Source organism: Pseudomonas sp. MONT-RG-20F-20-E-7-02, from assembly GCF_022662395.1.
In the GTDB taxonomy this organism is placed as follows: domain Bacteria; phylum Pseudomonadota; class Gammaproteobacteria; order Pseudomonadales; family Pseudomonadaceae; genus Aquipseudomonas.
Window position 1 is genome coordinate 110,320 of sequence record NZ_JAKNQN010000009.1, and the last position, 24,316, is coordinate 134,635.

The window sequence follows — 24,316 nt, forward strand, 5'->3', positions numbered from 1 at the left end:
CAGGCGTTGGACTGACAGTCCCGAAGGATTGTTCCCACTTGGAGATTAGTTCAGAAAACGCCGCATCCAAATGCCACGCCTGCGCGTATATCCACCATGCACCGCCCGGAGTTGGATGGAATGAATGCACAAGCTGGTCTACCCTCTGCCTACCGTGCGCCGTCCCGTCGCCCTCGTTCGAGAGCCTGGAGAAGCCCTATTTCGATCAACGATGCTGACCCCTTGCAGCCTCTGCTGGCCCAGTGCGCCTTGGGCAACCGCCAGGCATTCGAGACCCTTTACCGCAGCGTTTCGCCACGGCTGCACGGTGTTGCGTTGCGTTTCATGGGGCGCACCGACCTGGCCGAAGAAGTGCTGCAGGAGGCCTTTGTACGCATCTGGTACAACGCTTCGCGCTACGAAGCCCATCTAGCGGCGCCCATGACCTGGATGGTGAACATCACCCGCAACCTGGCCATCGACCAATTGCGCAAACACCGCGAACAGCCCTTGGCCGACGGCCAGCAAGACGCCCTGCTCGACGACAGCCCCAGCGCGCACGAACAACTCGATAGCCTGCGCGAAGCCCGCGCCCTCAACCGCTGCCTCGACACCCTTGACGGCATGCAGCGCCAGTCGATCACCGTGGCTTACTTCCAGGGCCTGTCGTGCTCGGAACTGGCCGAACACCTGGCCGCGCCCCTGGGCTCGGTCAAATCCTGGATTCGCCGCGGCATGGAGCGCCTGCGCAGGTGCCTTGAATCATGAACTACCAAACCACCGCCCTGCGCCGCGCACTGGCCGCCGACTACGCCATCGGGCTGATGCCCGCGACCGCCCGTCGGCGCTTCGACGCGCTGTTATTGGAAGACGCCGCGCTGCGCGTCGAACTCGGCCATTGGCAGGACGCCCTCGCCAGCCTGACCGGCGCGTTGCCCGAGCGGCCAGTGCCGGATCATGTGTGGGCAGGCATCAAGGCGCGCATCGAACCGCAAGTGCTGCATGTGCCGGCGAAGAAGCCGTTCTGGATGAGCCTTCGCCTGCTGGCGGCCGCCTGCGCGGTGGTCGTCGCCGTGCTGGTGGGTGTGCTCTATCAACGTGATATCGGCGCTGAGTACAACGCCACACTGGTGGCTGCAAATCAGCAACCGGCGCTGCAGATCCAAACATTTGGTGATCACTTGCAAGTAGAGCCGTTGACGTTGGCGGCTGTTGAGCCGACGCGTGCCCTGGAATTGTGGGCGATTGCGCCCGGCGGTAAACCGATCTCTCTGGGGTTGGTGCCCAGCTCGGGTAAAGGCCGCATCCAGTTGAGCAAAGAACAGCAGGCGCTGTTGACCGCCCCCGTGACCCTCGCCGTCAGCCTGGAGCCACAAGGCGGCTCGCCGACAGGCCAACCCACCGGACCGGTGCTCTACCAAGGCGCACTGGCCTCGCGCTGACACCCCATAAATCCCTGTGGGAGCTGGCTTGCCTGCGATAGCGGTGGGTCAGCCAGAGACAGGTTGACTGGCCGACCGCAATCGCAGGCAAGCCAGCTCCCACATTTGAGCTTCATCGGCTGGGCGACTTGCTCCTGGCGATGGATGGCGCTTATAGTTCGGCGGTCGTCCACATGGCGACACGGGTTTGGCGACTCGATTGAAATAATGCATGCAAAAAGCACCTGCTCCTTTGCAGGTTTTTTTGTACGCGTAAAGCTGCTTCATGGCGGCTGTGCGCGGGAGACCTTCGGGTCTGCCGGCCTTTGCTTTATTTCACCGGTTCGCCAACCTGCGTACAGCTGCCACCCATTCGTTTGGCGACGTGTGAGTGGTAGCTCCACTCTCTGAAATAAAGGTTAAAACATGAACCGATACATGCCGCTCACCGGCCACGACAGCACCACCCCTTCCCTGCTTATCGACACCCAAGTCCCGCTCGACGTACTCCACGACGCCGCCGTCTACCGCATCCGCGCGGTCACTCAAGTCATGGAAAACCTCGCGTTTCGTGAAGGCCTGAACACCGACAACCTTGTCCTCCAGGACTTTGCCTTGCTTTGCGCCATTCCGCTGCGCGATGGCTGTGACTTGCTGGATGTGATCAGCCGACGCTTGCAGGCCTAAATACCAGACGCAAAAAGGGCGACCTACAGGTCGCCCTTTTATTTGGCCTAAGCCTTACGCCGCACTGAACAACTTATGCGGATCAATCACAAACTTCTTCGGCACACCCGCATCAAACTCGCCATACCCACGTGGCGCGTCATCCAGGCTGATGACCTGCACACCCACGATCTCAGCAATGTTGATGCGGTCCCACATGATCGCCTGCATCAGTTGGCGGTTGTACTTCATCACCGGCGTTTGCCCGGTGTGGAAGCTGTGGGATTTAGCCCAGCCCAGGCCAAAGCGAATGCTCAGGCTGCCCATTTTTGCGGCGGCATCCACAGCACCTGGATCTTCGGTCACGTAGAGCCCAGGAATACCAATCTTGCCCGCCACGCGCACCACGCCCATCAGCGAGTTGAGCACGGTGGCCGGGGCTTCGGCCTTGGCGCCTTCGTGGCCGTGGCCACGGGCTTCGAAGCCTACCGCGTCGACGGCGCAGTCCACTTCCGGCTCGCCCAGCAGTGCGGCGATTTGTTCATGCAATGGCGTGTCTTTGGACAGGTCGGCAATTTCAAAACCCTGGGCCTTGGCGTGGGCCAGGCGGATCGGGTTGACGTCTCCGATGATCACCACCGCAGCACCGAGTAGACGGGCGGAGGCGGCAGCGGCCAGGCCAACAGGGCCGGCGCCGGCGATGTAGACGGTGCTGCCTGGGCCAACGCCGGCAGTGACGGCGCCGTGGTAACCGGTCGGCAGGATGTCGGAGAGGCAGGTCAGGTCGCGGATTTTCTCCATGGCCTTGTCGCGGTCCGGCAGTTTCAGCAGGTTGAAGTCGGCGTAAGGCACCAGCACGTATTCGGCCTGGCCGCCGGTCCAGTCGCCCATGTCGACATAGCCATAGGCGCCACCGGCACGGGCCGGGTTGACGGTCAGGCACACGCCGGTGTGTTGTTCCTTGCACGAACGGCAGCGGCCGCAGGCTACGTTGAACGGCACCGAGACCAGGTCGCCGATTTTCAGGTTTTCGACGTCGCTGCCCTTCTCGATCACTTCGCCGGTGATTTCGTGCCCCAGGACCAGGCCGGTCTGGGCGGTGGTGCGGCCGCGCACCATGTGTTGGTCGGAGCCGCAGATGTTGGTGGAGACCACGCGCAGGATGACGCCGTGCTCAATCTTCCTGCCACGGGGGTCCTGCATTTTGGGATAGTCGATTTTCTGTACTTCGACCTTGCCGTTGCCGAGATACACGACACCACGATTACCAGACATGCTTTCACCTCGCTGTTGTTTTTATGGAACCGCGTTGCCCAGGCAGGCAGCGCGTTTAAGTGCTCGGGTACAGATGCTGTTTTTGCGTTGTTTCTTGGGGCCTCATCGCGGGCAAGCCCGGCTCCCACATTTTTTGAAGTGTGAATACAGTCCACTGTGGGAGCTGGCTTGCCTGCGATGGCGATCTAAAGAACGACAGTGCGATTGGCATTCAAAAACACCCGCCGCTCAATGTGATACCCCACCGCCCGGGCCAATGTCAGCCCTTCGATATCCCGCCCCTTGGCAATCAGATCCTCGGGATAGTGGCTGTGATCTACCACTTCCACGCCCTGGGCGATGATCGGGCCTTCGTCCAGGTCGTTGTTGATGTAATGCGCCGTGGCACCGACCAACTTCACACCCTTGTTGTAAGCCTGGTGATACGGCTTGGCGCCCTTGAACCCCGGCAGCAACGAGTGGTGAATGTTGATCGCCTTGCCATCCAGCTTGCGGCACAACTCCGGCGACAGCACTTGCATGTAGCGCGCAAGAATCACCAGTTCGGCGCCGGTCTCTTCTATCACTTGCCACACCTGACGCTCCTGGGACGGCTTGTCGTTGGGGTCGAGGGGGAAATGGTAGTAGGGAATCTGGTGCCAATCGGCCAACGGCTTCAAATTCGGGTGGTTGGAGACCACGGCGACCACGTCCATCGACAGTTGGCCGATGCGCTGGCGGTACAGCAGGTCGTTCAGGCAGTGATCGGCCTTGGAGACCATGATCACCACTTTTGGCCGGTAGTTCGGCGCCGTCAGCTCGAAGATCATGCCAAAGGCTTCACCGCGCGTGGCCAGGCCAGCACGGAAAGCCTGCTCGTCAAAACCGTCGGGCTGACGGAATTCGACGCGAATAAAAAACCGGCCCGAGAGGCGGTCATCGAACGAGTGGTGCTCGGTGACGTAGCAACCCTGTTCGAACAGGTAGCGGGTGACCGCGTCCACCGTGCCGAGCACGCTGGGGCAGTCGGCAGTCAAAATCCATGTATCGGGTGCGCGGCTCATAGTGCGTGACTCCTTGATCGTTCCCACGCTCTGCGTGGGAATGCCGCAATGGACGCTCTGCGTCCGCTCTTGGGACGCGGAGCGTCCTGGGATGCATTCCCACGCAGAGCGTGGGAACGATCATTATGCGACGACATTCAGGCCGAATTCGGCCGAGGCGTCCTGCAGCCATAACCACCAGTAATCCGAGAAGCTGCGACGAATCACCAGCTCCCAAGTGTCTTCGGCGGTGTGGCGGATCACCAGTTGCGACTTGGCGAACACCGTACCCACTGCCTTGCCCACCGGGAAGTTGTTGGGGTGCACGTCATAGCTGGTGGACTTCATCAACACGTCGCGCACGTTGGGGCCGCTGAGTTCGAGGATCTGCTGGCCGCCGCTGACGTTAACGATCTGGATGTGCAAATCGCCGAGGGCGGCACGCAGGTTTTGTTCGGCGGCGAATTCTTCACCGCTGGGCACCACCAGCAGCCACTCATCCGGGCCGAGCCATTGCAGGCTGGTTTCGCCTTTGACGATGACTTGCAAGGCGCCGGGCAGTTCGATGCCGAGGGCCTTGTGCACGCCGGCAGCGAAGGCCGCGTCATGGCCATCGCCACGGAGGGTCAGGTGGCCGAGGAGTTTCTTTTCACGCACGGTCACGCCGGCATTCTTGCGACCCTTGCCGACCAGGCTGGCGAGGTCGGCATGGTGCAGCGACGACTCGGCCTTGGCGCCGGTGGTGGGGCGTTGTTGGTAAACATTGGCTGCTGTCATAAAGCACCTGTGTTGAATTTGATCGTTCCCACGCTCTGCGTGGGAATGCCGCCATGGACGCTCTGCGTCCGCTCTTTGGGCGCAGAGCGCCCCGGGATGCATTCCCACGCGGACGGTTCGACGCCTCGACGTGGGAACGATCAGGTGTCAGATATTCTGGCGATCACCTTTCGGGTCAAAGAACACCGAAGACACAATCTCCGCCTCGATCACGCTGCCATCCGCTTGCGGCGAAAACACTCGCTCGCCCATGCGCTTCAAGCCGCCCTTCACCACCGCCATCGCGAACGAATAACCCAGGGAGTTATGCGCATAGCTTGAAGTCACGTGGCCGACCATTTTCATCGGAATCGACTGCTTCGGATCCAGCACCAGCTGCGCGCCTTCCGGCAGCCACACGGTTGGGTCAATCGGCTTCAAGCCCACCAGTTGCTTACGCTCTTCACGCACGCAGTCTTCACGGTTCATCCCGCGCCAGCCGATCCACGAGAACGGTTTGGTGCGGCCTACACACCAGCCCATGTTCAGGTCGTCCGGGGTCATCGAGCCGTCAGTGTCCTGGCCGACAATGATGAAACCCTTCTCGGCACGCAGCACGTGCATGGTTTCGGTGCCATACGGGGTCAGGTTGTATTTCTTGCCGGCCTCGACGATCTGCTCGAGCACGCCCATGGCGTAGTCGGCCTGCACGTTGACTTCGTACGACAGCTCACCGGTAAACGAGATACGGAACACCCGCGCCGGCACGCCGCCGACCAGGCCTTCTTTCCAGGTCATGAACGGGAAGCCGTCCTTGTCCAGGTCGATGTCGGTGACTTCCGCCAGCAGCTTGCGGCTGTTGGGGCCGGACAAGGTCATGGTCGCCCAGTGGTCGGTGACCGAGGTGAAGTACACCTTGAGGTCTGGCCATTCGGTCTGTTGGTAAATTTCCAGCCACTGCAGTACGCGGGCGGCGCCGCCGGTGGTGGTGGTCATCAGGAAGTGGTTGTCGGCGAGGCAGGCAGTCACGCCGTCGTCGAAGACCATGCCATCTTCCTTGCACATCAGGCCGTAGCGCGCCTTGCCCACGTCGAGCTTGGTCCAGGCGTTGCTGTAGATGCGGTTGAGGAATTCGCGGGCATCCGGGCCTTGAATGTCGATCTTGCCGAGCGTGGACGCGTCCAGCAGGCCGACGCTGTCGCGCACGGCCAGGCATTCGCGTTTCACCGCGGCGTGCAGGTCTTCGCCGTTGCGCGGGAAATACCATGGGCGTTTCCACTGGCCGACGTCTTCAAACTCGGCGCCGTTTTTAACGTGCCAGGCGTGCAGAGCGGTGTAGCGCACAGGCTCGAAGATGTGCCCACAGTGACGGCCCGCGACAGCGCCGAAGGTGACCGGCGTGTAGTTGGGGCGGAACATCGTGGTGCCCATCTGCGGGATGGTCACGTTGAGCGAACGGGCGGCGATGGCCAGGCCGTTGACGTTGCCGAGCTTGCCCTGGTCGGTGCCGAAGCCCAGCGCGGTGTAGCGTTTGACGTGCTCGACCGACTCGAAACCTTCGCGGGTGGCGAGTTCGATGGCGGCAGCGGTCACGTCGTTTTGCAGGTCGACAAATTGCTTCGGCGCCCGTGCAGTAGCTTTTTCATGCGGCACCTGGAACAGCGCCAAGGTCGGCTCTTCGAGACGGCTCAAGGCTTTCGGCAAGGTGCCTTCCACCGGCGCGAAACCGGCTTCGCTGGCTGCGCGCACGCCGCCTTCAAAACCATCCGCCAGGGAATCGCCCAGGCCGTAGACGCCATTGATGCCGCCGACGCACACGCGTTTTTGCGGTGCTTCGCCCGGCACAAAACCGAGAATGTCTTCACGCCAGGTTGGCTTGCCGCCCAAGTGCGAGGCCAGGTGAACCACCGGGCTGTAGCCGCCGGAGCTGGCGACCAGGTCGCAGTCCAGCCACTCGCCGGGGCTGGTGACTTTGTGGGCTTTAACGTCGATGGCGGCCACGCGCGCGCCGGTCACGTGCTTGCTGCCACGCGCCTCGATCACGGCGCTGCCGGTGAGGATGCGAATGCCCTTGGCGCGGGCTTCTTCAACCAGTGCGCCACGTGGGTTGTGGCGGGCATCGGCGACGGCGACGACACTGAGGCCGGCGTCGAACCAGTCCAGAGCCACGCGGTAGGCGTGGTCGTTGTTGGTCGACAACACCAGTTTTTTGCCCGGTGCCACGCCGTAGCGACGCACGTAAGTCGAGACCGCACCGGCGAGCATGTTGCCCGGCACGTCGTTGTTGCCGTACACCAATGGGCGCTCACACGCGCCGGTCGCCAGCACCACACGCTTGGCGCGCACCCGGTGAATGCGCTGGCGCACCACACCAATCGGCGCACGGTCGCCGAGGTGGTCGGTGAGGCGTTCGTGAATGGTCAGGAAGTTGTGGTCGTGGTAGCCGTTGACTGTAGCGCGGGGCAGCAGCACCACGTCCGGCAAGGCTTTCAGCTCAGCAATCACGCTGGCAACCCACTCGGCGGCAGGCTTGCCGTCGAGGCTTTCGCGCGAGTCCAGCAAGGAGCCGCCGAACTCTTCCTGCTCGTCAGCAATGATCACCCGAGCGCCGCTGCGCGCAGCCGCCAACGCGGCCGCCAGGCCGGCTGGGCCTGCACCCACAATCAGCACGTCGCAGTGACGGTTCATGTTGTCGTAGGTGTCCGGGTCGTTCTCGGTTGGCGAGCGGCCAAGGCCCGCCGCTTTACGGATGTACTTCTCGTAGGTCATCCAGAACGATTGCGGGTACATGAAGGTTTTGTAGTAGAAACCCGGCGGCATCAGCTTGCCGCCGACCTTGCCGAGAATGCCCATCATGTCGTTGTTCACGCTCGGCCAGCCGTTGGTGCTGGTGGCGACCAAACCCTGGTACAGCGCCTGTTGTGTGGCGCGCACGTTGGGAATCTGGGTGGCTTCGGTGGCGCCGATCTGCAGCACCGCGTTGGGCTCTTCGGCGCCGGCAGCAAAGATGCCGCGTGGGCGCGAATACTTGAAGCTGCGGCCGATGATATCGACGCCATTGGCCAGCAAGGCGGCGGCCAGGGTGTCACCTTCAAAGCCTTTGTAGCTCTGGGCGTTAAAGGTAAACGTCAGGGCTTTGTTGCGGTCGATGCGGCCACCGTTGGACAGGCGATTGATCTGGCTCATACCTTCTCTCCAGAAGCCTTGGCGGTAAATTGCGGCTTCTCGCCGATCTTGTAGGTTTCAAGTATTTCGTAGGTCAGCGTGTCGCGCGTGGCGTTGAAATACTGGCGGCACCCGGCAGCATGAATCCACAGCTCGTGGTGCAGGCCACGCGGGTTGTCGCGAAAGAACATGTAGTCGCCCCACTCTTCATCGGTGCAGGCATTCGGGTCCAGCGGGCGCGGGATGTGCGCTTGGCCGGACGCGTGGAATTCCTCTTCGGAGCGCAGTTCGCCACAGTGAGGACAGAAGATATGCAACATAGGGAATTTCTCCTGTTAGTGGGCGACGGCCGCAGCGCCGTGTTCGTCGATCAGCGCACCGTTGTGGAAACGGTCGATGGAAAAAGGGGCTGCCAATGGGTGCATTTCACCCTTGGCCAGGCTTGCGGCAAACACGTTGCCCGAGCCCGGCGTGGCCTTGAAGCCACCGGTGCCCCAACCGCAGTTGAAGAACATGTTCGGCACGGGGGTTTTGGAGATGATCGGGCAGGCATCCGGCGTGGTGTCGACGATGCCGCCCCACTGACGGTTCATGCGCACGCGGGACAGCACCGGGAACATCTCGACGATCGCCTGGATGGTGTGTTCGATCACCGGGTACGAGCCGCGCTGGCCGTAGCCGTTGTAGCCGTCGATACCGGCGCCGATCACCAGGTCGCCCTTGTCGGACTGGCTGATGTAACCGTGCACGGCGTTGGACATGATCACGCTGTCGATAATCGGCTTGATCGGCTCCGACACCAACGCTTGCAGCGGGTGGGATTCGATTGGCAAGCGGAAACCGGCCAGTGAGGCCATGTGCCCGGAGTTACCCGCGGTCACCACACCGACGCGCTTGGCGCCGATAAAGCCTTTGTTGGTTTCCACGCCGATGCACACGCCGTTTTCCTTGCGGAAGCCGATCACTTCGGTCTGTTGGATCAAGTCCACGCCGAGTGCATCCGCCGCGCGGGCAAAGCCCCAGGCCACGGCATCGTGACGGGCCACGCCGCCACGCCGTTGTACAGTGGCGCCGAGTACCGGGTAGCGGGTGTTTTTCGAGCAGTCGAGGTACGGGATCTCGTCGGCCACTTGCTTGGCGTTGAGCAGTTCGCCGTCGACGCCGTTGAGGCGGTTGGCGCTGACGCGGCGCTCGGAATCACGGATGTCTTGCAGGGTGTGGCACAGGTTGTAGACGCCACGCTGGGAGAACATCACGTTGTAGTTCAGGTCCTGGGACAGGCCTTCCCACAGTTTCATCGCGTGTTCGTACAGGTGCGCCGACTCGTCCCAGAGGTAGTTGGAACGCACGATGGTGGTGTTGCGCGCGGTGTTACCGCCGCCCAGCCAACCCTTTTCGACCACGGCCACGTTGGTGATGCCGTGTTCTTTGGCCAGGTAGTAAGCGGTTGCCAGACCATGCCCGCCGCCGCCGACGATGACCACGTCGTAGACCTTTTTAGGGGTCGGCGTGCGCCACATCTTCTGCCAGTTTTCGTGATGGCTGAGTGAGTGTTTGAAGAGGCCGAAGCCCGAGTAGCGTTGCATAGTCATTACTCCAAAACCGCGCTCAGCGATAAACCGGGAAATCAGCGCACAGGGCAGACACGTGCTTGGCCACGTTGGCCTCGACGTCGGCGTCGCCGAGGTTGTCGAGGATGTCGCAGATCCAGCCCGCCAACTCGATGCATTGCGGCACTTTGAAACCGCGCGTGGTCACCGCCGGGGTGCCGATGCGCAGGCCCGAGGTCACGAACGGCGACTGCGGGTCATTCGGCACGGCGTTCTTGTTGACGGTGATGTGGGCGCGACCGAGGGCGGCATCCGCCTCTTTGCCGGTGAGGCCCTGGCGAATCAGGCTGACCAGGAACAGGTGGTTGTCGGTGCCGCCGGACACCACGTCATAACCGCGCTGGATAAACACGCTGGCCATGGCCTGGGCGTTGTCGATCACTTGTTGCTGGTAGGCCTTGAAACCAGGCTCCGCCGCTTCCTTGAAGCACACGGCCTTGCCGGCAATCACATGCATCAGCGGGCCGCCCTGGGCACCGGGGAAGACGGCGGCGTTGAGTTTCTTCTCGATCTCTTCGTTGGCCTTGGCCAGGATCAGGCCGCCACGGGGACCGCGCAGGGTCTTGTGGGTGGTGGTGGTGACCACATCGGCATACGGCAGCGGGTTCGGGTACAGGCCAGCGGCAACCAGACCGGCAACGTGGGCCATGTCGACGAACAGCAGCGCGCCAACCTTGTCGGCGATGGCGCGAAAACGGGGGAAATCCAGAGTCTTGGAGTAGGCGGAGAACCCCGCCACGACCATTTTCGGCTTGTGCTCCACGGCCAGGCGCTCGACTTCGTCGTAGTCGATCAGCCCGGTGTCGGTGTTGATGCCGTACTGCACAGCGTTATAGAGCTTGCCCGAGGACGACACTTTGGCGCCGTGGGTCAAGTGGCCGCCGTGGGCCAGGCTCATGCCGAGGATGGTGTCGCCAGCGTTCAACAGTGCCAGGTACACCGCGCTGTTGGCGGAAGAACCGGAGTGCGGCTGCACGTTGGCGTAATCGGCGCCGAACAGTTGCTTGGCGCGCTCGATGGCCAGGGCTTCAACCTTGTCGACGTGCTCGCAGCCGCCGTAGTAGCGCTTGCCAGGGTAGCCTTCGGCGTATTTGTTGGTGAGCCCGCTGCCCTGAGCTTCCATCACACGTTTGCTGGTGTAGTTCTCTGACGCGATCAGCTCGATATGATCTTCCTGACGCTGCTCCTCGGCATTCATCGCCGCCAGCAATGCGTCGTCATATCCCTGGATCTGGTCTTTTTTGCTGAACATCGCGTCTCTCCCAGCCTTTCGTATTGTTGAGGCCCCTGCAGAGCCCTTTGATGCGATGGTAGGGCTGGTGCACACAGGTCAAATGCCTACGGACGCCACGCAAAGGTGCGTTTACGACATTGGCTGAATATTGTGCAATGCCCCTTGTGGGAGCTGGCTTGCCTGCGATGGCTTCACCGCGGTTTACAGGCTGTACCGAAGTGCCTGCATCGCAGGCAAGCCAGCTACCACAGGGGTTAGGCGATGATCTTGCGCAGGAGAAGAAGCAGCAGGAAATGCAGCGGATAGAGTGCATACGCCCAGCGGCGCATGGCAGGTGGCGCAACGTTTTTTGCCTGTCGCAACAGGACCAATCCCGCCAGTGGCGCAATCAGGCAGGCGGCTAATCCCATGAACGCCACTGGCGTTCCACTGCTGAGCAGAATCTGCAATTGGTTGGCAGCCACGCAGACCAAGCCCGGTAATACGCTGAAATACCATGGGCGGCTGAACACCAGCAGCATCGCCAACGGCAACAAAACACCGAAAAAACCGAACATCAGCTGCGTCGAAAGCACACCCGCCAGTATCAGGGCAAGCAGCGCCAAACCTCGGTCAAAAAGCGCCTTCTGCTGCCATCCTCTGGCAACCAGCAGCCCCAATGCCAACGTCGGCAATACATTCAACGTATCGGCATCGTCGATAAACATCCGGTACGGCACTTCGCTGATCACACTGAACAGCAGCAGCCAGCCCAAGTAGCGCCATTGGCCGGTCACGGGCGAATTTCGGACACGGTGCAAATTGGCCACAATCGCCAGGCAAAACCACGGAAACGCCAGGCGCCCCGGCACATACAGGCCATCCAGGCTCAGCCCGACATAGCGCAGATGGTCCAGCACCATGCTCAGCAGCGCCAACCACTTGAGCAAATCCAGGGCGCCATCGCGCAAGCGTCCGACAGGCATCGTTTGTGTACCGTGCATAATTCCCCAGTGACTTTGCATTTACAGTGCGTGCGCACCCGCGACAATCTTGGTTACAGTGCGCACCAACATCGACCACAGGAATGGGCCATGACCGACAAGAGCCAACAATTCGCCAGCGACAACTATTCCGGCATCTGCCCGGAAGCCTGGGCCGCCATGGAACTCGCCAACCAGGGCCATCAACGCGCCTACGGCGATGATGAATGGACCCACCGCGCCGCCGACGGTTTCCGTAATCTGTTCGAAACCGACTGCGAAGTCTTCTTCGCCTTCAACGGCACCGCCGCCAACTCCCTGGCACTGTCCTCGTTGTGCCAGAGCTACCATAGCGTGATTTGCTCGGAAACCGCCCACGTCGAAACCGACGAATGCGGCGCGCCGGAGTTTTTCTCCAACGGCTCCAAGCTGCTCACTGCCCGCACCGAAAACGGCAAGCTGACCCCGGAATCGATCCGCGAGATCGCCCTCAAGCGCCAGGACATTCACTACCCCAAGCCACGCGTGGTCACCCTGACCCAAGCCACTGAAGTCGGCAGTGTGTACACCCCGGAAGAAATCCGCGCGATCAGTGTCACCTGCAAAGAGTTGGGCCTGAACCTGCACATGGACGGCGCGCGCTTTTCCAACGCCTGCGCGTTCCTCGGCTGCTCGCCGGCCGACCTGACGTGGAAAGCCGGCGTGGACGTGCTGTGCTTCGGCGGCACGAAAAACGGCATGGCGGTGGGTGAAGCCATCCTGTTCTTCAACCATAAATTGGCTGAAGACTTCGACTACCGCTGCAAACAGGCCGGCCAGCTGGCATCGAAAATGCGCTTCCTCTCCGCGCCATGGGTGGGCTTGCTGGAAAACGACGCCTGGCTCAAACACGCCCGCCACGCCAACCACTGCGCTCAACTGCTGAGCAGCCTGGTGGCGGATATTCCCGGCGTGGAGTTGATGTTCCCGGTACAAGCCAACGGCGTGTTCCTGCAGCTCTCGGAGGCGGCCATCGAAGCCCTGACAGCCAAGGGCTGGCGCTTCTACACCTTCATCGGCAAAGGCGGCGCGCGCTTCATGTGTGCGTGGGATACAGAGGAAGAGCGTGTAAGAGAATTAGCCGCGGATATTCGGACAGTGATGGGCGCCTAGGCGCGACGAATACCGGCGGATTGCCGAGACTGTTATTTGGTATTTCCGACAGCAGCCAACCCTATTTTCATCGACTAGCCTCTTGGAACCCGAAAGGAAAACGCCGCTGCAGCGGCCACCTTTCGGGTACAACTGCCTGCCGAATAATCGGCCGGAAACGGAAATCCAGCAGAGGGTTAGACCATGGAAGTTCAATGCTACGCCGCCAAAGCGCAACAAGACGGCAGTCTCAGCAACACGTTCGTAAGCTGGGACGAGTTTCGAAAACTGGCTAACGTCGGTGACACCATCAGGGAGCCTTCAAGAACCCTGACCATCTATGAAAAAACCTTTGAACTGACAGCCTCCGGCGATCAGTTCTCCATCCAACTCTACGCCCGTTAATACCTAACCAGCCTGATCGTTCCCACGCTCTGCGTGGGAATGCCTCCCCGGACGCTCCGCGTCCACGCCACAACTCGATTCAAGGACGACTGGATGGGTAGAAGCCGCTACGTCATCACCGAACCCGAAAAACCGCATTTCCTGACGTGTACTGTCATGGAGTGGCTACCGCTATTTACCCGCGACTACCTTGTGGGCCATCTCCTGGATTGTTGGCGATATCAGCAAAAGCACCATGCGCTACGCCTGTTTGGCTACGTCATTCTCGAAAACCACCTGCACTTCGTCGCGCAAGCACCTGATCTGTGCAAGTGCGTCAGTCAATTCAAATCCTTTACTGCTCGCACCCTCATCGACGACCTGCAGCGCAAAGGTGCCGAGCGGGTATTACAACGCCTACGCTTCAGCAAGCGGGCACACAAGGCAGATCGGGTTTATCAACTTTGGCAGGAAGGCTCACATGCCGAACTGGTCTACAGCGAGAAAGTGATGCGCCAAAAACTTGATTACATCCACCACAACCCGGTAAAGCGCGGGTATGTGGACTTAGCTGAGCACTGGCGATATTCCAGCGCCCGTAATTACGCGGGACGGGAGGGGTTAATAGACATACATAGGTGGTATTGAAGGCGGGACGCGGAGCGTCCCATGAGGCGTTACCACGCGGAGCGTGGGAACGATCGGATGCGGGAAGTCAGAACATGATCGTCCCCACGCTCTGCGTGGGAATGCAGCCCGTGACGCTCTGCGTCACAACTGAAGGCGGGACGCGGAGCGTCCCAGGAGGCGTTACCACGCGGAGCGTGGGAACGATCGGATGCGGGGAGTCAGAACATGATCGTTCCCACGCTCTGCGTGGGAATGCAGCCCGTGACGCTCTGCGTCACAAGTGAAGGCGGGACGCGGAGCGACCCAGGAGGCGTTCCCACGCGGAGCGTGGGAACGATCGGATGCGGGAAGTTAGAACTCGATGCGCACGTCGCCCTTCGGCACGCTGCAGCACGACAGGATGTAGCCTTCGGCTTCGTCTTCTTCGGTGATGCCGCCGTTGTGGTCCATCTCGACCTCCCCGCCCAGCTTCATCACCTTGCAGGTGCCGCAAATCCCCATGCCGCAGGCTTTTGGAATCATTAGCCCAAGTTTGGCTGCCGCTGCGTGGACGGTTTCGCCTGGCGCCACACGGATGCTTTTGCCCGAGGCGATAAATTCCACTTGATGCAAGTCGGCCAGGTCGATCTCCGGCGCTTCGGCGGCTTGTTCGGCTTGCTCGACCGCATCGGCACGCGCCTCCGGTGGCGTGGCGCCGAAGGATTCCTCGTGATAGCGCGCCATGTCGAAGCCCGCCGCTTCCAGCAGGCGCTTCACCGCGTTCATGTACGGCGTAGGGCCACAGCAGAATACTTCGCGCTCGAGGAAATCCGGCACCATCAGTTCGAGCATCTTGTGGTTCAGGTAGCCGCGATAACCCGCCCAAGGCTCGCCCAGGCCGTGTTTCTCGCAGATCAGGTGCAGGCTGAAGTTGTCGATCCGCGACGCCATGTGCTCCAGCTCGCGGTGGTAAATGATGTCTTTGGGCGAGCGCGCGCTGTGGATGAAGGTCATGTCGACATTGGCGTTGGTGTCGTAATACCAACGCGCCATGGACATCACCGGCGTAATGCCGACACCGCCGCTGAGGTAGAGCACTTTGGGGTTGCTGAAGTCGATGGCATTGAACAACCCGACCGGCCCGTGTACCGCCAGCTCCTGGCCTTCGTGCAGCGTGTCGTGCAGCCAGTTGGAAACCTTGCCGCCCGGCACCCGCTTGATCGTCACCGAGAAGCTGTACGGCACCGACGGCGAACTGGAAATCGTGTACGAGCGCATGATCGGCTGGCCGTCGATTTCCAGCTCCAGGGTGACAAACTGCCCCGGCTTGAAAAAGAACAGGATCGGCTGGTCGGCCATAAAGCAGAAGGTGCGCACATCCCAGGTTTCCTGGATGACTTTGACGCAACGGACGATGTGCCGACCATTGGCCCAGGTCTGGGTGGTTACCGGATTCAGGAAGCTGTTGGACATGCTGTTCTCCGCAGCCGTATATCGGCCTGATGGTGGCGATTCTGCGTAACGCGAGAACCACCCATTTACCTATCTGCGACATTCACATACTTATCGCGACCAGCCCCCATACCACGGGGGTTGCGCGTCGGGATCAGAGTGGGCCATGTCGCTAATGGACAAGGTTCGGCGCATCGGCGGCCCCACACTCGCTCTCAACAAAGACGCTTTCTTTACGCCTTGCAAAGCACCAACCGTAGCCACTATTCGCCGGCCACACAGAATGGCCCTGAGGACACACACGATGGACGTCACCGCAACCTTAAGCTTGGGCGATCCGCTGGAACCCGCACGCAAGGCCACCGCGCAAATGCTGCAAGAGCGCGAGCGCACCTTTTCGCTGCCGCAGCCGTTTTACTCTGACGAGCGGCTGTTTGATATCGACATGCAGGAGATCTTCCAGAAAGAGTGGTTGATCGCCGGTATGACCTGCGAGATCCCCACCAAGGGCAATTACCTGACCCTGCAAGTGGGCAAGAACCCGATCATCGTGATCCGTGGCGCCGAAGGCGTGGTGCACGCGTTTCATAACGTGTGCCGCCACCGTGGGTCGCGCTTGTGCACCAGCGACAAAGGCAAGGTTGCCAAACTGGTGTGCCATTACCACCAGTGGACCTACGAGCTGGACGGCCGCCTGCTGTTCGCCGGTACCGAGATGGGCGACGACTTCGACATGAAGCAGTACGGCCTGAAACCCGTGAATGTGAAGACTGCCGGCGGCTACATTTTCATCAGCCTGGCGGAGAACCCGCCGGCCATCGATGACTTCCTGTCGACGTTGAACCACTACATGGAACCCTACGACATGGAAAACACCAAGGTGGCGATCCAGACCACCTTGTTCGAAAAGGCCAACTGGAAGCTGGTGCTGGAAAACAACCGCGAGTGCTACCACTGCAACGCGTCGCACCCGGAGCTGTTGAAAACCCTGCTGGAGTGGGACGACGTCACCGACCCGCGCGCCGACCAGGCTTTCAAGGACCACGTGGCCGCCTCCGCTGCCGCCTGGGACGCTGAAAAAATCCCTTACGCCCACGCCAGCTTCGGCCTGCGTAACCGTATCGTGCGCATGCCGCTGCTCAAGGGCACCGTGTCGATGACCCTGGACGGCAAACAAGGCTGCAACAAGTTGATGGGCCGCATCAAAAACCCGGACCTGGGTTCGATGCGCATCCTGCACCTGCCGCACTCGTGGAACCACTGCATGGGCGACCACATCATCGTGTTCACCGTGTGGCCAATCAGCGCCCAGGAAACCATGGTCACCACCAAGTGGATCGTGCACAAAGACGCCGTCGAAGGCGTGGATTACGACGTGGAGCGCATGCGCAAAGTGTGGGACGCAACCAACGACCAGGACCGTCGCCTGGCCGAAGAGAACCAGCGCGGGATCAACTCCACCGCTTACCAGCCAGGGCCGTACTCCAAGACCTATGAGTTTGGCGTGGTGAACTTCGTGGATTGGTACAGCGAGCGTTTGCTGAGCAACTTGGGGGCGGCGCCGGCGCCTTACCTCAAGGGTGTGGCCGTTCACGAATAACTGGCACTTGTGGGAGCTGGCTTGCCTGCGATGCGGACACCTCGGAGCCTCAGTTGCGCCGGGGTGATGCCATCGCAGGCAAGCCAGCTCCCACATTAGTTATCATCAGTGTTCAATAATTGACCAACACCCTCGCAACCCTTCACCACTCTGCCCTCCAGCCGTCTCCCAACAACTTATCCACAAAGCCACCCACAGCAATTGTGGGCAAGTGCGTTTGCCCCTGAAAATAAATGAAGAAAATCCGTGACTTATTCAAGTAGTCCGGTTTCAGCCCGACCTGGTCATTTATTGATCAAATGTTCAAAAGCCACGGATTACGTGCCCTGTAGCAGTACGCGAACACCTTATCCACAGAAGCACCAACAGACTTTGGGGGCAAGTTTATCGGCGCTGTGGAAAACCGCGTCAAACCTGCATAAGTCGGGGGTTCCAGCGCTTTAAATCAACAAATAAGCCAATTTGATCAAATTTTGATCAAACCCATGAAAGCCTTTGTTTATAAGGCCTGTAGACGATAGCGAACATCTTATCCACAGAAGCGCCAACAGACTTTGGGGGCAAGTCTGGGTCCGCGAATTAAGTTATTCATGGAAAAACCCAGGAAAAACCGTCAGTTAGCCTGGTTGTTTTTCGTACAGAGGGCTGCAGGGCTTGAGTTACCGGGGGTGTGGACAACCGCGAACAGGTTATCCACAGGTGGGTCAACAGGGATTGTGGGTAATCCTAGAAAACACCGCATATCCAATGTGGGAGCGGGCCTTTCGGTGGGAACCGGCTTGTGTGGGAGCTGGCTTGCCTGCGATGCAGGCAACTCGGTTTAACTGACAGACCGAGTTGCCTGCATCGCGGGCAAGCCCGGCTCCCACAGAAAGACCCACACAGGGAATTAGCGCACTACACCTTCTTCGATGAGCAGCTTGAGAATGGCTTCGGCGCCCGCCTCAGGGCTGAGCCCCTTGAGCACCTGCCCACCGCCACCACTGGCCTTGGCCGTGGCAGCCTTCATACGGTCGGCACCGCTCTTGGCCTTGATCACCTTGAGACGCTTGGGCCGTGGCTTGGCGGGTTGCAGCAGTGCGCCTGTGAATAACTCGTCCTGTTCGATCTCGACTTCATGGGCCGCCAGCTCACCGCGCTGTGCCGGGCCGTAGGCGCTCTGGCGTGGCTTGGGCGCGGCGTTATCCACCGTGGCCAGAAACGGCAGGCGCACTTTCAAGCGCCGCCGCTGACCACGCGGCAACGCCTGCAGCACGTGGGCTATGCCGCCTTCGATGGACTCCACCTGCGCCAGCCCGACAATCAGCGGCCAACCCAGTTGCTCGGCCAGCAGGAACGGCAACATGCCCGAGCCTTCGCCGGTTTCCGCCTGGCTGCCGGTCAACACCACTTGGGCGCCGGCACCGCGCAAATACTCACTGAGTACCGGCAAGGCATCCGAACCTGCCGGCTGTTCCAGCACCTGCAATTGTGGCAAGCCCATGCCCAGGTAACTGCGCAATGTAGGCTCGTGAATATCGCCGGCGTGCAGCACCTGCAACTTATCCCCAGCCATTTGCAGGCCCAGCTCCACCGCCCGGGCATCTTGCTCGGCGCGGCGTGGGCGGCCTGAGGTCGGGTGGGCGCCGATGGACACCAAGCTGATTACATTCGTGGTCATGGTCATGTCCTTAAGCCGCGTCGCGCTTGGCGCCGTTGCGGTAGGCCTCGACCGCAGCGATCAAGGCTTGCAGAATCGCGGCGCTCTCGCCGATCACCGACAGGTCGGCACGCTTGATCATGTCGCAGCCCGGATCAAGGTTGATCGCCACCACCTTGTCGCAGGCACCGATGCCTTGCAGGTGCTGGATCGCCCCGGAAATCCCCACGGCCACGTAAACCCGCGCAGTAACCCACGTGCCGCTGGCGCCGACCTGGCGATCACGCGCCATAAAGCCATCGTCCACTGCCACCCGCGAAGCGCCTTCAGTGGCGCCCAGTGCGGCGGTGGTCTGGTGGAACAGTGCCCAATCCTTCACGCCGTTGCCGCCGGAGAAAATGAATTCGGCTTCGGCCATCGGAATCGCGGCCGGGTCCACCGCCACCGCGCCGAGGTCTTCGATGCGCGGCAAGCTGCGCGCCAGCGGTGTGGATAACTCCATGGGCAACACTTCGTGACGCGTTTCACTGACCGGATCGGCACATTCGGCAGCCGCAAGAATCAGGCGTGGCAAAGGCCGGGCCAAATCTTCCTGGCCCGCACCGGCGCGGCCGATGCACGCCCCGTCCTTGATCTGCCACACGCGTGTGGCCGGGCGTTCCTTGAGGCTCGCAGCAAAACGCCGCCCCAGTTCGCCGCCGCCACTGCGGCTGTCCGGCAGCAGCCAGTGGCGTGGGTTGTACTGGTTATCCACAGCCCGCAGGCCGTGTACACGTTGTTCCGGTGAATAACCGTCGAATTCGTGGCCGTCCAGCACCAACAGCCGGTCGACGCCCGCCGTGGCAAACGCACTTTCCTTGTGTTCGCCAAACACCACCGCCAGCACCGCGCCGTCGCTGCCGGCGAGTTGCCGCGCCAAGCCGAGTAGATCGCGGTCGTGGCTGCTGAGGCGGCCACCGACCATGTCCGGCACCACGTTGATGTAGAACGCCGGGGCTGTGACCTGATGCAATGGCAACTGTACTTCCACTGCCGCCGTACGCTTGGCCTCGCCGCCCTGCTGGGCACCGCTGCGGTCGATACGCTTGAGGCCGTTGGGGCCGATAAAACCCACGCCGTGCAGGTTTTTGCGGATGACGCCGTTGGGCCCCATCCAGCTGTGGAGCGCCGGCTGCATCGCCGCATGCAGCGGGTGCAGGCGGTTGCGGGCGATCCATTCGGCCCGTGGGTCGCGGCGGATAATGTCGCTCATCAATGCACCTCCGCAGGTTCACGCTTAATCGGGGCTTTTGCCGGGGCGGCGTCTTCGAGCAAAGCGTCAGCGACCAGCTCGGCGATGTCCTTGATCAATGGGCGCGGTTCCACGACGCCTTCCAGCATCGCCGTGCACTGCGGGCAACCCACGGCCACCAGCTCGGCGCCGGTTTCGCGGATGTCGTCCATGCGCATGTCGGGGATACGTTGCTTGCCGGGAATGTCGGTGATCGGTGCACCGCCACCGCCGCCGCAGCAGCGTGAACGGAAGCCCGAGCGTTGCATCTCCTTGACCTCGATGCCCAGCGCGCGCAGCACTTGGCGCGGCGCCTCGTATTCGCCGTTGTAGCGGCCCAGATAGCATGGGTCGTGATAGGTCACGCTGTTGCCCTTGTGCTGGCCCAGGTTCAGCGCGCCGTCGCCGATCAACTCGGCCATGAAGGTGCTGTGGTGCTGCACCAGGTAGTTGCCATTGAACGCGCCGTACTCGTTTTTCAGCACGTGGAAGCTGTGCGGGTCGCAAGTGACGATACGTTTGAAGCCATATTTTTCCAGCGTCTGGATATTGCGCGTGGCCAGCAGCTGGAAGGTGGCTTCATCGCCCAGGCGCCGCGCGACGTCACCGCTGTCACGCTCTTCCAGGCCAAGTACCGCGAAGTCGACCTTGGCCGCTTTCAGCACTTTGACGAACGCGCGCAGGGTACGTTGGTTGCGCATGTCGAAGGCGCCGTCGCCGACCCAGAACAGCACATCGCAGCTGCCTTTTTCGCTCAACAGCGGCAGGTTCAAATCCGCCGCCCAGTTCAGCCGACCGCCCGGTGCGAAGCCGCCGGGGTTGTCGGTGGCGATCAGGTTTTCGAGGACTTCGGCGCCCTTGTTTGGCGTGGCGCCTTTTTCCAGGGTGAGGTGGCGGCGCATGTCGACGATGGCGTCGACGTGTTCGATCATCATCGGGCACTCTTCCACGCAGGCGCGGCAGGTGGTGCACGACCACAGGGTTTCAGCATCCACCAGGCCGTTGACGATCGGCTGGTGTGGGTTGCCGCTGTGTTCGCCGACAGGTTTGCCGGGATACGGGCTGCCGGCGAACTTGGCATCGGTGCCACCGGCCAGGCCGACCACCATGTCCTGGATCAGCTTTTTCGGGTTCAGTGGCTGGCCGGCGGCGAACGCCGGGCACGCGGCCTCGCACTTGCCGCACTGTACGCAGGCGTCAAAGCCAAGCAGTTGGTTCCAGGTGAAATCCTTGGGTTTTTCCACGCCCAGTGGCGCGGTTTTGTCGCTCAAGTCCAGCGGCTTCAAGCCAGTGGAACGGCCGCCGCCAAAGCGCTCGGCGCGGCGGTGCCAGGCCAGGTGCAGCGCACCGGCAAAGGCGTGTTTCATCGGGCCGCCCCAGGTCATGCCGAAGAACATCTCGCTCACGCCCCACAGCACGCCCACGCTCAACAACGCGGCAAGCAGCCAGCCGCCGAAGTCAGCGGGCAGGATGCCGGCGACCGGCAAGGTCACCACAAAGAAGCTCACCGAGAACGCCATCAGGCTTTTCGGCAGGCGCATCCACGGGCCTTTCGACAAGCGTGCAGGCGGGTTGCGACGGCGCAGGTAGACGAAGGTGGCACCGACAAACATCAGCACCGAGGCCAGCAGCAAGGCGTAGCCGAGGATGCGGTTATGCAGGCCGAAACCGTGCACCAGAATCGCCAGTAACGCCGACAGCACAAAGCCCAGGGCGGTGGCGACGTGGGTGTTGGCAATGTATTTGTCGCGGGCGACCACGTGGTGCAGGTCGACCATGTAGCGCTTGGGCATGGCCAGCAGGCCGCCGAGCAAATCGACCTTGGAGGCACGGCCACGGCGCCACATGTTCACCCGGCGCAGCGCGCCGAGGACGGCAAGGCCCAGGGCGGCAAAGAGCAGGATGGGAAGAAGGATGTTCAACATGGTGAAGCTCCCAAAGACCACGGGGTCAATGATCGTCCCCACGCTCTGCGTGGGGATGCATCCTGTGACGCTCTGCGTCACGACCTAAGAGCGGACGCGGAGCGTCCAGGGCGGCATTCCCACGCAGAGCGCGGGAACGATCAAGTGGGTCAGAAATCCTTGCACAGGCGCAGGGCGTCATAGATAGCGGCGTGGGTATTGCGCTGCGCCACACAGTCACCAATGCGGAACAGCAAGTAGCCGTCACCCGCTTCGCTCAAGCACGGCTGCGGCTTGATCGCGAACAAGGCTTCGACGTCAATCTGGCCCTTGTTGCGCGAACCTTCCTTGAGCCCGTAGTAGATAGCTTCGTCCGGGCGCACGCCGTTCTCGACCACCACCTGATCGACCACGCGTTCTTCCTTGGCGCCGGTGTATTCGTTCTCCAGCACCGCCACCAGCTTGTCGCCCTCGCGGTAAACCTTTTCCAGCATCATGTCGCCGGTCATGATCACTTCTTTGGGGTACATGCTGCGGTAGTAAGTCGGGAACGACGTACCGCCGATGGCCACGCCTGGCTTGATGTCGTCGGTGACGATTTCCACCTGGCTGCCTTTGTCGGCCAGGAAGTCGGCCACCGACATGCCGGTGAACTCGCAGATGGTGTCGTACACCAGCACGTTCTTGCCCGGCGCGACTTTGCCGTCGAGCACGTCCCAACTGCTCACCACCAGGCCTTCAGCGGCGCCCCAGTGTTCGTTCTGCTCGATAAACGGATGCCCGCCGACGGCCAGCACCACGATGTCAGGCCGCAGGTCCAGGATGGTCTCGGCATCCGCCGCCACGCCCAGGCGCAGGTCGACTTTCAAGCGCGCCAACTCCAGCTGGAACCAGCGGGTGATGCCGGCGATCTGGTCACGCTGCGGGGCTTTGGAGGCGGTGGTGATTTGCCCGCCGATAAACTCTTTCTTCTCGAACAAGGTCACGTCGTGGCCACGTTCGGCCGCGACCCGCGCCGCTTCCATCCCGGCCGGACCGGCACCGACCACCACGACTTTGCGTTTGGCCCCGGTGGATTTCTCGATGATGTGCGGCACGCCCATGTATTCACGGGAGGTCGCGGCGTTCTGGATGCACAGCACGTCCAGCCCTTGGTACTGGCGGTCGATGCAGTAGTTGGCGCCGACGCATTGTTTGATCTGGTCGATCTGGCCCATCTTGATCTTGGCGATCAGGTGCGGGTCGGCGATGTGCGCACGGGTCATGCCGACCATGTCCACATAACCGCCTTCCAGAATGCGCGTGGCCTGGTTCGGGTCCTTGATGTTCTGTGCGTGCAGCACTGGAACCTTGACCACTTCCTTGATACCGGCCGCCAGGTGCAGGAACGGCTCCGGCGGGTAGCTCATGTTGGGGATCACGTTGGCCAGGGTGTTGTGGGTGTCACAACCCGAGCCCACCACGCCGATAAAATCGAGCATGCCGGTGTCGTCGTAATACTTGGCGATCTGCTTCATGTCCTCATGGGACAAGCCGTCCGGGTGGAACTCGTCGCCACACAGGCGCATGCCCACGCAGAAGTCGTCACCGACCTCGGCGCGCACCGCTTTGAGTACTTCCAGGCCGAACTTCATGCGGCCCTCGAAGGTGCCGCCCCATTCGTCGGTACGTTTGTTGACCCGTGGGCTCCAGAACTGGTCGATCATGTGCTGGTGCACGGCGGACAGTTCCACACCGTCCAGGCCACCCGCCTTGGCGCGCTTGGCGGCGCTGGCGTAGTTGCCGATCACGCGCCAGATTTCTTCCGGCTCGATGGTCTTGCAGGTAGCACGGTGCACCGGCTCACGCACGCCGGACGGCGACATCAGGGTTGGCCAGTTAAAGCCGTCCCAACGCGAGCGACGGCCCATGTGAGTAATCTGGATCATGATCTTGGCGCCATGCTTGTGCATGGCGTCGGCCAGGTTCTGGAAGTGCGGGATGATGCGGTCGGTGGACAGGTTCACCGAACTCCACCATTCCTGCGGGCTGTCGATGGCCACCACCGAGGAGCCGCCGCAGATTGCCAGGCCGATCCCGCCCTTGGCTTTCTCTTCGTAGTACTTCACATAGCGGTCGGTGGTCATGCCGCCGTCGGTGGCATACACCTCGGCGTGGGCGGTACTGAGCACGCGGTTGCGGATGGTCAGTTTGCCGATCTGGATCGGCGCGAACATTGCTTCGAAAGCCATGGCACG

At 61.5% G+C, this 24,316-nt stretch carries 20 protein-coding genes; 7 read left to right on the forward strand and 13 right to left on the reverse strand.

Annotated elements, in window-relative coordinates; all coding sequences use genetic code 11:
* The first annotated feature begins 120 nt into the window (after positions 1-120).
* The 3 genes from L8I05_RS24095 (at position 121) to L8I05_RS24105 (ending at position 2,087) form a co-directional block, all read left to right on the forward strand.
* On the forward strand, positions 121-747 hold the full coding sequence (locus tag L8I05_RS24095) for a sigma-70 family RNA polymerase sigma factor (protein WP_159960453.1): 627 nt from the start codon (positions 121-123) through the stop codon (positions 745-747).
* Entirely contained in the window at positions 744-1,421 is a 678-nt protein-coding gene (locus tag L8I05_RS24100; RefSeq protein WP_242171796.1) for an anti-sigma factor, read from the forward strand. Before L8I05_RS24095 ends, L8I05_RS24100 begins: the two co-directional genes overlap by 4 nt.
* A 405-nt stretch (positions 1,422-1,826) precedes the next feature.
* Positions 1,827-2,087, forward strand: coding sequence for a hypothetical protein (locus L8I05_RS24105; protein ID WP_237235701.1), 261 nt, complete (start codon positions 1,827-1,829; stop codon positions 2,085-2,087).
* Positions 2,088-2,141: 54 nt separating this feature from the next.
* On the opposite strand, the gene fdhA is transcribed toward L8I05_RS24105, so the two are convergent.
* The 8 genes from fdhA to L8I05_RS24145 all read right to left on the reverse strand — a co-directional run bounded on the left by fdhA (position 2,142) and on the right by L8I05_RS24145 (position 12,111).
* Positions 2,142-3,341 (reverse strand): formaldehyde dehydrogenase, glutathione-independent, encoded by a 1,200-nt coding sequence (gene fdhA / locus L8I05_RS24110; protein ID WP_034116135.1) that lies wholly within the window; start codon positions 3,339-3,341, stop codon positions 2,142-2,144.
* A 185-nt stretch (positions 3,342-3,526) separates the two neighbouring features.
* On the reverse strand, positions 3,527-4,384 hold the full coding sequence (gene purU / locus L8I05_RS24115) for a formyltetrahydrofolate deformylase (protein WP_242171797.1): 858 nt from the start codon (positions 4,382-4,384) through the stop codon (positions 3,527-3,529).
* A 123-nt stretch (positions 4,385-4,507) separates the two neighbouring features.
* Positions 4,508-5,140 carry a sarcosine oxidase subunit gamma family protein gene (gene soxG, locus L8I05_RS24120; protein WP_242171798.1) on the reverse strand — a complete coding sequence of 211 codons (633 nt, stop codon included), beginning with the start codon at positions 5,138-5,140 and terminating at the stop codon, positions 4,508-4,510.
* 147 nt (positions 5,141-5,287) lie between these two features.
* Positions 5,288-8,305, reverse strand: coding sequence for a sarcosine oxidase subunit alpha (locus L8I05_RS24125; protein ID WP_242171799.1), 3,018 nt, complete (start codon positions 8,303-8,305; stop codon positions 5,288-5,290).
* The gene (locus tag L8I05_RS24130; protein ID WP_010207083.1) at positions 8,302-8,604 is read right to left on the reverse strand and encodes a sarcosine oxidase subunit delta; all 303 of its coding nucleotides are present in this window, start codon (positions 8,602-8,604) and stop codon (positions 8,302-8,304) included. Before L8I05_RS24130 ends, L8I05_RS24125 begins: the two co-directional genes overlap by 4 nt.
* A 15-nt stretch (positions 8,605-8,619) precedes the next feature.
* Positions 8,620-9,870 (reverse strand): sarcosine oxidase subunit beta, encoded by a 1,251-nt coding sequence (locus L8I05_RS24135; protein WP_010207084.1) that lies wholly within the window; start codon positions 9,868-9,870, stop codon positions 8,620-8,622.
* Between the two features lie 22 nt (positions 9,871-9,892).
* Positions 9,893-11,146 (reverse strand): serine hydroxymethyltransferase, encoded by a 1,254-nt coding sequence (gene glyA / locus L8I05_RS24140; protein WP_159960461.1) that lies wholly within the window; start codon positions 11,144-11,146, stop codon positions 9,893-9,895.
* A 236-nt stretch (positions 11,147-11,382) separates the two neighbouring features.
* Positions 11,383-12,111, reverse strand: a complete 729-nt coding sequence (locus L8I05_RS24145) for a TraX family protein (protein WP_242171800.1) — start codon at positions 12,109-12,111, stop codon at positions 11,383-11,385.
* Positions 12,112-12,201: 90 nt separating this feature from the next.
* Between L8I05_RS24145 and L8I05_RS24150 the strand changes: the two genes are divergently transcribed.
* The 3 genes from L8I05_RS24150 (at position 12,202) to L8I05_RS24160 (ending at position 14,253) form a co-directional block, all read left to right on the forward strand.
* The gene (locus tag L8I05_RS24150) at positions 12,202-13,242 is read left to right on the forward strand and encodes a low specificity L-threonine aldolase (RefSeq protein WP_159960469.1); all 1,041 of its coding nucleotides are present in this window, start codon (positions 12,202-12,204) and stop codon (positions 13,240-13,242) included.
* 183 nt (positions 13,243-13,425) lie between these two features.
* Positions 13,426-13,626, forward strand: coding sequence for a hypothetical protein (locus tag L8I05_RS24155; RefSeq protein WP_197626547.1), 201 nt, complete (start codon positions 13,426-13,428; stop codon positions 13,624-13,626).
* 93 nt (positions 13,627-13,719) lie between these two features.
* Complete coding sequence (locus L8I05_RS24160; protein ID WP_242171801.1) at positions 13,720-14,253, forward strand: transposase; 534 nt, start codon at positions 13,720-13,722, stop codon at positions 14,251-14,253.
* Positions 14,254-14,586: 333 nt separating this feature from the next.
* On the opposite strand, the gene gbcB is transcribed toward L8I05_RS24160, so the two are convergent.
* On the reverse strand, positions 14,587-15,687 hold the full coding sequence (gene gbcB / locus L8I05_RS24165; RefSeq protein ID WP_159960473.1) for a glycine-betaine demethylase subunit GbcB: 1,101 nt from the start codon (positions 15,685-15,687) through the stop codon (positions 14,587-14,589).
* A 283-nt stretch (positions 15,688-15,970) separates the two neighbouring features.
* On the opposite strand from gbcB, the gene gbcA reads away from it, so the two are divergent.
* The gene (gbcA, locus tag L8I05_RS24170) at positions 15,971-17,266 is read left to right on the forward strand and encodes a glycine-betaine demethylase subunit GbcA (protein ID WP_177017908.1); all 1,296 of its coding nucleotides are present in this window, start codon (positions 15,971-15,973) and stop codon (positions 17,264-17,266) included.
* A gap of 889 nt (positions 17,267-18,155) precedes the next feature.
* Here the strand turns inward: gbcA and L8I05_RS24175 are convergent.
* The 4 genes from L8I05_RS24175 to dgcA all read right to left on the reverse strand — a co-directional run bounded on the left by L8I05_RS24175 (position 18,156) and on the right by dgcA (position 24,310).
* A complete protein-coding gene (locus L8I05_RS24175) occupies positions 18,156-18,926 on the reverse strand; it encodes an electron transfer flavoprotein subunit beta (RefSeq protein ID WP_242171802.1) in 771 nt (256 codons plus the stop codon).
* Positions 18,927-18,936: 10 nt separating this feature from the next.
* Positions 18,937-20,157, reverse strand: a complete 1,221-nt coding sequence (locus L8I05_RS24180) for an electron transfer flavoprotein subunit alpha/FixB family protein (protein ID WP_242171803.1) — start codon at positions 20,155-20,157, stop codon at positions 18,937-18,939.
* On the reverse strand, positions 20,157-22,100 hold the full coding sequence (gene dgcB / locus L8I05_RS24185) for a dimethylglycine demethylation protein DgcB (RefSeq protein ID WP_242171804.1): 1,944 nt from the start codon (positions 22,098-22,100) through the stop codon (positions 20,157-20,159). Before dgcB ends, L8I05_RS24180 begins: the two co-directional genes overlap by 1 nt.
* Before the next feature lie 149 nt (positions 22,101-22,249).
* Positions 22,250-24,310, reverse strand: coding sequence for a dimethylglycine demethylation protein DgcA (gene dgcA / locus L8I05_RS24190; RefSeq protein WP_069552019.1), 2,061 nt, complete (start codon positions 24,308-24,310; stop codon positions 22,250-22,252).
* Between the last annotated feature and the right edge of the window lie 6 nt (positions 24,311-24,316).

Excerpts from the sequence above, each read along its gene's own strand:
- L8I05_RS24125 (WP_242171799.1), bottom strand. The coding sequence starts at position 8,305 with ATGAGCCAGATCAATCGCCTGTCCAACGGTGGCCGCATCGACCGCAAC.
- L8I05_RS24180 (WP_242171803.1), bottom strand. The coding sequence starts at position 20,157 with ATGAGCGACATTATCCGCCGCGACCCACGGGCCGAATGGATCGCCCGC.
- L8I05_RS24160 (WP_242171801.1), top strand. The coding sequence starts at position 13,720 with ATGGGTAGAAGCCGCTACGTCATCACCGAACCCGAAAAACCGCATTTC.
- L8I05_RS24145 (WP_242171800.1), bottom strand. The coding sequence starts at position 12,111 with ATGCACGGTACACAAACGATGCCTGTCGGACGCTTGCGCGATGGCGCC.
- glyA (WP_159960461.1), bottom strand. The coding sequence starts at position 11,146 with ATGTTCAGCAAAAAAGACCAGATCCAGGGATATGACGACGCATTGCTG.
- L8I05_RS24175 (WP_242171802.1), bottom strand. The coding sequence starts at position 18,926 with ATGACCACGAATGTAATCAGCTTGGTGTCCATCGGCGCCCACCCGACC.
- purU (WP_242171797.1), bottom strand. The coding sequence starts at position 4,384 with ATGAGCCGCGCACCCGATACATGGATTTTGACTGCCGACTGCCCCAGC.
- L8I05_RS24130 (WP_010207083.1), bottom strand. The coding sequence starts at position 8,604 with ATGTTGCATATCTTCTGTCCTCACTGTGGCGAACTGCGCTCCGAAGAG.
- L8I05_RS24100 (WP_242171796.1), top strand. The coding sequence starts at position 744 with ATGAACTACCAAACCACCGCCCTGCGCCGCGCACTGGCCGCCGACTAC.
- L8I05_RS24155 (WP_197626547.1), top strand. The coding sequence starts at position 13,426 with ATGGAAGTTCAATGCTACGCCGCCAAAGCGCAACAAGACGGCAGTCTC.
- L8I05_RS24135 (WP_010207084.1), bottom strand. The coding sequence starts at position 9,870 with ATGCAACGCTACTCGGGCTTCGGCCTCTTCAAACACTCACTCAGCCAT.
- dgcA (WP_069552019.1), bottom strand. The coding sequence starts at position 24,310 with ATGGCTTTCGAAGCAATGTTCGCGCCGATCCAGATCGGCAAACTGACC.
- gbcB (WP_159960473.1), bottom strand. The coding sequence starts at position 15,687 with ATGTCCAACAGCTTCCTGAATCCGGTAACCACCCAGACCTGGGCCAAT.
- L8I05_RS24095 (WP_159960453.1), top strand. The coding sequence starts at position 121 with ATGAATGCACAAGCTGGTCTACCCTCTGCCTACCGTGCGCCGTCCCGT.
- L8I05_RS24150 (WP_159960469.1), top strand. The coding sequence starts at position 12,202 with ATGACCGACAAGAGCCAACAATTCGCCAGCGACAACTATTCCGGCATC.
- soxG (WP_242171798.1), bottom strand. The coding sequence starts at position 5,140 with ATGACAGCAGCCAATGTTTACCAACAACGCCCCACCACCGGCGCCAAG.
- L8I05_RS24105 (WP_237235701.1), top strand. The coding sequence starts at position 1,827 with ATGAACCGATACATGCCGCTCACCGGCCACGACAGCACCACCCCTTCC.
- gbcA (WP_177017908.1), top strand. The coding sequence starts at position 15,971 with ATGGACGTCACCGCAACCTTAAGCTTGGGCGATCCGCTGGAACCCGCA.
- dgcB (WP_242171804.1), bottom strand. The coding sequence starts at position 22,100 with ATGTTGAACATCCTTCTTCCCATCCTGCTCTTTGCCGCCCTGGGCCTT.
- fdhA (WP_034116135.1), bottom strand. The coding sequence starts at position 3,341 with ATGTCTGGTAATCGTGGTGTCGTGTATCTCGGCAACGGCAAGGTCGAA.